Annotated in this window: 11 protein-coding genes; 10 read left to right on the top strand and 1 reads right to left on the bottom strand. The window is 34.1% G+C overall.

Features of this window, described 5'->3' with window-relative positions; all coding sequences use genetic code 11:
• The first annotated feature begins 909 nt into the window (after positions 1–909).
• From H4J67_RS19215 to H4J67_RS19175, 10 genes are all read left to right on the top strand, one after another.
• On the top strand, positions 910–1,068 hold the full coding sequence (locus H4J67_RS19215) for a hypothetical protein (protein WP_182169530.1): 159 nt from the start codon (positions 910–912) through the stop codon (positions 1,066–1,068).
• A gap of 183 nt (positions 1,069–1,251) precedes the next feature.
• Complete coding sequence (locus tag H4J67_RS20935; protein ID WP_310650609.1) at positions 1,252–1,341, top strand: DUF1697 domain-containing protein; 90 nt, start codon at positions 1,252–1,254, stop codon at positions 1,339–1,341.
• Between the two features lie 524 nt (positions 1,342–1,865).
• Positions 1,866–2,171 carry a hypothetical protein gene (locus tag H4J67_RS19205; protein WP_182169533.1) on the top strand — a complete coding sequence of 102 codons (306 nt, stop codon included), beginning with the start codon at positions 1,866–1,868 and terminating at the stop codon, positions 2,169–2,171.
• A gap of 434 nt (positions 2,172–2,605) precedes the next feature.
• The gene (locus tag H4J67_RS20930) at positions 2,606–2,740 is read left to right on the top strand and encodes a hypothetical protein (protein WP_259368690.1); all 135 of its coding nucleotides are present in this window, start codon (positions 2,606–2,608) and stop codon (positions 2,738–2,740) included.
• 40 nt (positions 2,741–2,780) lie between these two features.
• Complete coding sequence (locus H4J67_RS20925) at positions 2,781–3,116, top strand: DUF6265 family protein (RefSeq protein WP_310740660.1); 336 nt, start codon at positions 2,781–2,783, stop codon at positions 3,114–3,116.
• Positions 3,117–3,227: 111 nt separating this feature from the next.
• Positions 3,228–3,704 (top strand): DUF2846 domain-containing protein, encoded by a 477-nt coding sequence (locus tag H4J67_RS19195; RefSeq protein WP_220471677.1) that lies wholly within the window; start codon positions 3,228–3,230, stop codon positions 3,702–3,704.
• Between the two features lie 117 nt (positions 3,705–3,821).
• Entirely contained in the window at positions 3,822–4,400 is a 579-nt protein-coding gene (locus H4J67_RS19190) for a hypothetical protein (RefSeq protein ID WP_182204709.1), read from the top strand.
• Positions 4,401–4,516: 116 nt separating this feature from the next.
• Entirely contained in the window at positions 4,517–4,750 is a 234-nt protein-coding gene (locus H4J67_RS19185; protein WP_182169544.1) for a hypothetical protein, read from the top strand.
• Positions 4,751–4,842: 92 nt separating this feature from the next.
• Entirely contained in the window at positions 4,843–5,136 is a 294-nt protein-coding gene (locus tag H4J67_RS19180) for a hypothetical protein (protein ID WP_070375257.1), read from the top strand.
• Between the two features lie 331 nt (positions 5,137–5,467).
• Positions 5,468–6,112, top strand: a complete 645-nt coding sequence (locus tag H4J67_RS19175) for an NAD(P)H-binding protein (RefSeq protein WP_182204708.1) — start codon at positions 5,468–5,470, stop codon at positions 6,110–6,112.
• Positions 6,113–6,467: 355 nt separating this feature from the next.
• Here H4J67_RS19175 and H4J67_RS19170 read toward each other — a convergent pair whose 3' ends face one another.
• Complete coding sequence (locus tag H4J67_RS19170) at positions 6,468–6,860, bottom strand: biopolymer transporter ExbD (protein ID WP_182204707.1); 393 nt, start codon at positions 6,858–6,860, stop codon at positions 6,468–6,470.
• Between the last annotated feature and the right edge of the window lie 691 nt (positions 6,861–7,551).

Here is a 7,551-nt window from a genome sequence, read left to right as displayed (position 1 = left end):
AACCCGTCACTAACGTAACGGTTTTTTTGCTTTCTGACGTCTGAAAATACACCATTTATAACTAATTAAGTAGTGACGCCAACGGTAGTGTGACTTATGTTCGACATGCCCGTGTGAGAATAGGATATTCTCCGCTTCTATTTAGGTCGTTCTTTGCCATCATTGGCAACACGACATTAGTATATTCCTAGACGTAAAAACCCGTTACTAACGTAACGGGTTTTTTGCTTTCTGGCGTTTAAAAAAACAAAACCCATAGCTAGGATGCATTAATAACAAAAGTAGTGTGACTTATGTTCGACAGGCCCATATGAGAGTAGACATTCTCCGCTTCTAATTAGGTCGCTCTTTGCCATCCTTGGCAACGTGACATTAGTATATCCCTACACGTCAGAAACCCGTTACCAACGTAACGGATTTTTTGCTTTCTGGCGTTTAAAAACTTAGCTGAATAACCCTTGATAATTTGGTCTGCTTAGTAAGCGAATTACATCCTGATGCACCACTGTAAATGACGACATAATCATTCATTGATTTAAGGTGGTGGTAAGACGATCGCTATCTCAATAATATAAGAAGTAGCGATCACTTGGCGTGTATTGTTGAACTTACAATATTTGTAGTATATTTTCTGATGACCTAGCCTTGTCTTATTAGTGATAAGTCCCAGTAATATCCAAATAGTGATGAAATTTCAAAGTTTACCGTTCCTAAATTGTTAAGAATATGTGATATTAATGCATAATTAAATAAATTTATCGATGTACATTAGTGAGAAGTCTCCATAATAAGCTGTTGCACTAAACCGCTTATCGGCGAGTATCAGCTTCCTGACATATCACTGCACCAGTGTATTATGCTTATAATTGATAATACTCAATAAAAATAACCAAACTAGGAATGCCATTAATGGATAATTCAGGCAAAGAAATAGTAAAGTATGGAATTACATTTGGAACAGCCCTTTCAATTGCTATTTCATGGAGCGTAAATAAGTCAATCTTATGGGCAATTCTACACGGTTTTTTGTCTTGGGCTTATGTGATTTGGCATGTATTGACACGATAATAAATTATTGAATGGTTTAAGTTATACATAATTATCATTTAGTTAAGATGGCTTGTTTTGATTGCGTTGTTACTAATAAGGTATTTAAACGGATAAAAGGCAGTTGGGTGTATCACTCCGTTCGTTATTTTAGCCAACAATTTCGCTCCGCTTAGTAAGCGGTTAGATATTTAAGGGAATTTGGTGCAAACATTCATCATATTATTCAGGGGGATCAATGTTGGGGGCAATAACATACTGCAGATGAAAGAGCTTGTCCCGCTTTTGGAATAAAGTGGCTATGAAAGTGTTTCATCATATATTCAAAGTGGCAATATCGTTTTAAAAATCCAACAGAGCAAGTGCAATGTACTATTTCCAAAAACTTTGGCTTTGCTCCTGTGATTTTCTCTTTAGAAGAGTCTGTGTTCTCAACATCAGCTTTAAATAATCCATACAAATAATTTGAAGGTAAATTTGTACACTTTTACTTTTGTAAAAATCATATCAACCTAGTTCAAGATAAGTTAAATAAATATATATCAAGTTCTGAAGAGTATACAGTTAAAGGTAATGTCCTTTATTTATATGCACCTTAAGGCATAGGTCGTTCAAAACTAGTAGCAAATGTTGAGTCTTGTTTAGGTCAAAGTGCGACAGGTAGAAATCTAAATACTATTAATAAAATTAGCACTATGCTAAAAAATGCATAACAGGAACTTCAAACGAAAATATAAAGTTGGCTGTATTCATTCCGTTCAAAATTTTAGCCAACTATATTTTTCGCCTAAGTGGGCGTTAGCTATCTAGGAGTATTCATGAATTGGTTGAAGCTTTCAAATGACGAAATATTGGAAATAGTTAATCCTATAATGGATAACTTTATGGATGCTTCCACTGAAATTGACCATGAAAAGCATGTGCGAGACTTTAGTGACAATATGAAAAGTATCGTCACTAAAGATGAACTTGAAAAAAAGTGCAAAGCATATCAAGAAACTCTTGGTTTTTTTACAAAACGAGAGTTGGTTGGTGTTATTAGAAAAAAAAGTGACGTAGAAATTTATTTATCTAATGCTACCAATACTGGTATCTCTTTTCAGGTGCAACCAATCGGACTTTGACAATAATATTGAAGTATATATAAGTACAGGGCAGTTATAGTGTCAGGATAATGGTTTATCAATATCATTAACTAAGAGTTATCTGCAAGAAGCCGGTATTGAAGTTAAAGCTGATAGTTGTGGTAATTTAATACTGGTTGATTACCCCTCAGTCTGTGGAGGGGAAACAGGAAAGTTACATGTGTTTACTATTCACGAAAACCATTCGCAAACTGCTGAAAATATAGGGTTTACTATACCTGATAGTATAGTTGGTGGCGGTGATTATGCCAAAGTCGAGTGTAGTGATTAACGATTTATAACAAGTCATTCAAGCAGAAAAGTAACAGTTAGCTATAAAATACTCCTTCGTTGTTTATTTTAGCTAACAATTAAAAGCTTCTTAATGGGGCGTTATGTGGTCAGATTATTCCAACTTGTCATGGAGCAAAAAAATGATTAAAAAAAGTGCACTTTATTTCCTTATGTTATTTTGTTTTGATGTTTTAGCAAATGATAAATTCCCTAATATATTATTTTTAGAAGGTGAACAGCAGTCACCTGCTGCTGATTTAAGTGTAGTGAAATGACCTTTCAGGTCATTGGAGAGGGGAAGCATTTGGTGGTCTCATTGAAAAAGTATGGTCGTCTGCTGTTGGCGGGAGCATGATGGGGCCATTCAAGCTTGTTGTTGAAAACGAAGTGCAATTCTATGAAATTGAAACAATATCTGAAGAAAATGGAACACTTGTCTTTAGATTAAAGCATTTTCATAGAGACTTAAAAGGATGGGAGAAGAAAGATAAAACTATTGATTTTGTATTGGTCAAAGTTATGGAAAATAAAGTTTACTTCACCGGCATGACTATTGAGAAGGTTAGCGACAACGAAATTAATATATATGTTGCTATTGAAGACAATGGAAGTACAACTGAAGAAAAGTTTTCTTATACAAGAATTAATTGAGACTTCGGTTTGTAACTACATAAAAGCCATTCAAGCAGGACAAATATCAGTTGGCTTTTGCTCCTGCGTCGCTATTTTAGCCAACAATTATTTGTCTCTTAATGAGGCGTTATGAGGTTTTTAAAATTGAGAGTATTATTTCTGATTATATGTACACTACTTTTTAGTGGATGTTCTGCTTCTGGAGATCGGTTTAAAGGTTTTGAAAATACAGCTGTAAATAAGAGTTCTTTATATATTTATAGGCCATCTAAATTCTTTCAAGGAGGAACTTGGCCAACCATTTTTATCGATGGTAAAGAAAATTTTTCTTTAAAAAACTCTGGTTATGTCTTAACTCACCTAGAGCCGGGGGCACATGAGATAAAAATAGGTTCAACTTCATTTCTAGATAATTGGATTTTTGGAGATGTAATTGGAAATATTGATATGGAAAAAGGTAAGACATACTACTTAAGGTTCGATATAGAATTTCAAGATGCAACATCAATGGGGACAGTGATCTCATTTTCGGGGGCTGCGGGATTAATTGAAGTTAATAAAGAACAAGCTGCAAACGATTTAAAAGTACTTAATTCGAGTATGTAGCCTCATAATAAGCCATTAAAGCAGAACTTTTAACCGTCGCTAGGTTCCGCTCCGTTTGATATTTTAGCCAACAATTAAAAGCCTCTTAACGTGGCGCTATGCTACTAAGGAAAGTTAGTGTTTAAAATTATAGTATTATTATCAAGTTTATTTCTTGCTTCGTGTGCGACTGTCGCACCCATTGTAAATTCAAATAGCCCTATTAACATTTATGGTGTAACGACACTCTCTCCACAAAATGGAGATTGGGTGGTTATTACTGCTTCAGGCTATCAATCATCTCTTGGGAGTACAGGCGTTAATAAAAATGAATCGCAAGTTGTAAATGTTTCTATATTTCAATTGCCAAGTTTAGATTCAGATAAAAAGTTTCTAGAATATATTGTTAGTTCGAGAGCATCTGCCCCAAATACGGGGCGATTTGAAAACAAAGAAAACACCGAAAACCTTTCATCAATTAATGGTGCTGTTTGTGTTAAATACCATTCAATATCTCAAGATACTAATGCTAAAATTCAAGGAGGCAAAGCCTCAATGTTATTTGAAAGTATTGGCTATAATTGCCAACATCCTAAAAAAAATACAGTAGGTGTAAATATTGAGTACTCTAGTCGTTACTTTGTAGATACTAGATATTCAACATTACAAAACGAAAGTGATGCGTTTTTTAATAATATTCAGTTCACCGAGTTTTAGTAGCATAAGCCATTCAAGCAGGAAAAATAACAGTTGGCTATATATTCCTTCCTTGTTTATTTTAGCTAACATTCATTTGTCTCTTAATAGGGCGTTAGGGTATAAGGTCACAATTTATGGATATCATTCAAGTTGATGGTTTAGAAGTTTTAACTTCTTCATTTAATTCTTATGACGAATTAATAAATATGGAGTTGCAACAAGATCAGATTAGTGACGTTTTCCCATATAAAGGGAATACGTTAAGCTATGCATTTGTAAAATCAGGTATATCACTTGGTTATTATAAAATATTATCAGCAAAGCGATTAACATCAAAAAGAACATCATTTACTCTTCATAAGCAATAAGCCCTAACAGTAACTCAAACGGAAAAATACAGTTGGCTGTTTTCACTCCGTTTTCCATTTTAGCCAACTATATTTTTTGAGAGGTTTGAGCATTGGTCCCATATTTACTAGCTGGATTATCTATATTAATTGCGGGTGGCGTTCATTGGAAACTTCCTAACTCATTTTGGCAAGCATCAATGTATTCAACTCTGGCCATTGTTGTTGTATCACTATTATTTATTTTTGTTTTTCAGTCTAATTACCTAGGCTTAGACGAAAATACAGCCGAAACGGCTAATATTGGTGTAGCCGTTTTACTCGTATCTGCACTTGTTTCATTTTTTGGTTTGTTAGTCTCTTTAATGGTTGGTTATTTTCTAAAAATAGTGAGATCGTCGGTATAAAAACATCACCAGAATTTAAACAGGGACAAAATAAAATTGGCTAACGGACGTTCAAATGTAATTGGGAGGCATAATCGATGTAACTATTCTGTTGGACTACTTTTATCTACCTATATAAAAAGAACTTCAGAGATACTTTGTTAATAACAAAGCTTTAAGCCAATATAGGCCGACGATAAATGGTTATCTATTATGGGGTTTTCATAAATTTCAGTTAACATGATTATCCTCTTAATGAGGTGTTACCCTATCCCTGCATTAATTCAGCCCAATTTATTTTCAACACAGTAAAAAATTAACAATTTTCCGTGATAACACTAGAGAGAGTATAATGGCAAAGAAAGCTATAGTTATAGGTGCTACCGGGTTAGTCGGTCGGGCGATAGTTGATCAACTTGTTAGCTGCGACCATATTAGTGAAATTATTACACTAACTCGAAGGCCTTCCCCACATGCATCGACAAAAGTTTGTAATCAAGTCGTGGATTTTGATCACCTCAATAATTACATCACACTATTTGATGCGGACTTTTTATTCTCATGTCTTGGTACAACAGTTAAGCAAGCGGGTTCAATCGTAGAACAAGGTAGAGTAGATCTTGATTACCAGTTTGAAGTAGCACAATTAGCAGTAAACAACGGTGTTAATCACTACCTACTTGTTTCTTCTGCAGGGGCTAATGATCAAAGTAATAATCCGTATCTAAAAATGAAAGGTATTTTGGAGCAGAGAATAAAGCATTTACCCTTTAAACGTATTAGTATTATTCAACCATCATTACTACTTGGTCAACGAACAGAATTTCGTTTAGGTGAAAAAATGGCTAGTTGGTTCATGCCTATTTTATGCATTATACCCTTGCTACGACGCTTCCGCCCGATAACGGGTGAGCAAGTAGCAGCAAGAATGGTTTTGTCTAGCCAAGAGCTTGGTCCGTCAATAGAGATTTTTTGTCTTGATGAAGTTTTTATTTAGTGATCAACAGCACTATGCATAGGTACTCTTACTAACAGATTAATAATTTTTTACTTATTAACAATATTAAGTAGGGAGTAGGTTAAGCGCCTGGGGTAATGAGTTAATCGTCTCTTGTAATAAGAGAGTATCTGCAATCGTTGATAGTATGCTTTTTCTCTGTAAAAGCTAAGAACACAAGCTAAATGCAAAGTACTTGATTATTACTGTCAGCATTAACAGAATCAAATGTCATTATAGTGATTAGCAGGTTATACAAACTAATATGATTGAGCTTAATATATCGAAGCACATATATAACAGGAACCTGAGCTTTAATGGTTAGCCCATCAAAAGACTAACCCTTATATATAGACTATTTGCCTATAGATACCTTAAGCCCACCAACCATAGTTATGTGATCGATAACCTTAACTACACTATCATAATTTGTATTTGCGTGAGGGATCACAACAGCAGCAGTTACTGGATTAGTAGCCAGATAGTTTTCTATATTTGCTGGTAGTCTTTCAATATCTGTGATTCTACCATTTAAGGAAACAAGACCATTTTCATTTACTCTTATAAGTAACATAGGATTATTATTCTGATTAGGAATGCCGCCATCGGGTTTATTCACTAAGAAACCTTGTTCTTTAATGAATGAGGTGGTCACAATAAAGAATATTAAAAGGATAAAAACAATATCAAGCATAGGCGTCATATCTGTTTCAGCTTTTTGGTCTTCATAAAGTCTATTTCTTCTCATCCTGGCACCTCAATATTTGTTAGTTACACTCTACGAGTTATTTCGTATATCTTTTACATTAGTTCAAATTATGGATAAAACAATATAGATACGAATTTATTCGTAAATAAGTAAAATCAAAACGACTAATTAATAAGTGAGATGAGTAAATTAACTAAATATGCAGCACAACATATTGATATTTTTATGCTGAAGAATACTATTTGATATTCGGCATGATGAATTAAAATAAAAATTGGGCCAGATTTATAGTGCGTATAAATAGCTGTAGGGGAGTTATTAGTAGATATATGTTTTAATATCATCCTGTCTGCTTGTTTTTCATTCGAACAAACAAAAAGATGAAAATAGTGCTTGATAGTTTTTAGAAAATGTCTAGAATGCGCTCCAGTTCCAAGGGGTTCAGTCAAAACGAACCACGAAAGAGCTGTTTTGATAAGTTATCTACATCACTTTAGGGTAAAGTAGTTAACTTAACGTTTTAAAAGTTAAGTTTGAATCTTCGAAAAGAAACTTCAAATTAAATTAAATAAAACGTTGACATCGAAACTAGAGTGCGTAGAATACGCATCTCGCTTCAGGCAAGGCCTGCAGCAACGGAGCAACGCTCCAAAGGTATAAACGAATGGGTTTTATATCTAACTCTTTACTTTAGGTAAATGAGTTTTTCTTTAACAATTAGTTATCATGC

Origin of the sequence: Colwellia sp. BRX10-4 (assembly GCF_014077465.1) — a bacterium.
Lineage (GTDB): Bacteria > Pseudomonadota > Gammaproteobacteria > Enterobacterales > Alteromonadaceae > Colwellia_A.
The sequence above is the reverse complement of the archived record's forward strand: the minus strand, read 5'-3'. Positions and strand labels throughout refer to the sequence as shown.